The 904-nt window shown below is 54.5% G+C and carries 1 protein-coding gene; it reads left to right on the top strand.

Annotated elements, in window-relative coordinates; all coding sequences use genetic code 11:
* Positions 1–904 (top strand): portal protein (locus tag AK963_RS34150; protein ID WP_175404749.1); only part of this gene is annotated, 904 nt, incomplete at both ends.

The raw sequence follows: 904 nt of genomic DNA, 5'->3' as shown, positions 1-904 counted from the left end.
GTAACCATGAGAAGTGGGAGAGCGAGGGTGATGAGTGGAAACTGATCGAGCGCCAGAGCATTGAGCCGGATATTGAATGGGCCAGTGTCTTTGATCTGTTTCCCGATCCCTATTCCCACGATCCCGGCAAGCCCAACGATCTGTTCCGCCGCCATGTGCTGACCAAACATGAGCTACGGGAACTGGCAGGCAGTCACGGTTTTGAGACCGAGACCATTCACGCCATTCTTATGGAGTCTCCCCAGGGGAACCATGTCCCTGAAGATTACGAACGGGAGTTGCGTAATATCAACGACAATGATGAGCAGTATGTGACGCCCAACCGTTTCGATGTCCTTGAGTACTGGGGACCGGTGGATGGCCAGCAGCTGAAGGAATACGGCGTTGATGACATCGATGAGCAGGCCGAGTATCAGGCCAACATCTGGATCTGCGATGGCCGGATGATTATGGCACGGCTCAACCCGTTGAAGCCGGAAGCGATCCCCTACAAGTTTGTTCCCTACGAAAGTGTGCTGCACCGGTTCTGGGGCATCGGCATTCCCTACATGATGAACGACAGCCAGGATGTTATGAACTCCACTGGCAGAGCCTTGCTGGACAATGCCGCCCTCACCGCTGGCCCCATGTTCCAGATGGATGTGAGCAAATTTCCGGAAGGCATGAGCCTGGAAGATGCCAAGAAGATCTATCCCTACCGACTCTGGTTTTATGACGGGGAAGCCGGTGAGGGGCCAATGATTCAGGCTATCAATATCCAGAGTAACCAGAAAGACTTGTCCGGCATCTTTGAACTGTTCCGGCGCTTTGCCGACGAGGAAACCTCACTGCCCAGCTACACCCACGGCGAACAGACCCAGAGCCTGAACAAGACCGCAAGCGGCATGAGCATGTTGATGACCGC

Source organism: Endozoicomonas atrinae, assembly GCF_001647025.1.
Classification (GTDB): domain Bacteria; phylum Pseudomonadota; class Gammaproteobacteria; order Pseudomonadales; family Endozoicomonadaceae; genus Endozoicomonas; species Endozoicomonas atrinae.
This window is presented reverse-complemented; position numbering and strand designations above follow the sequence as displayed.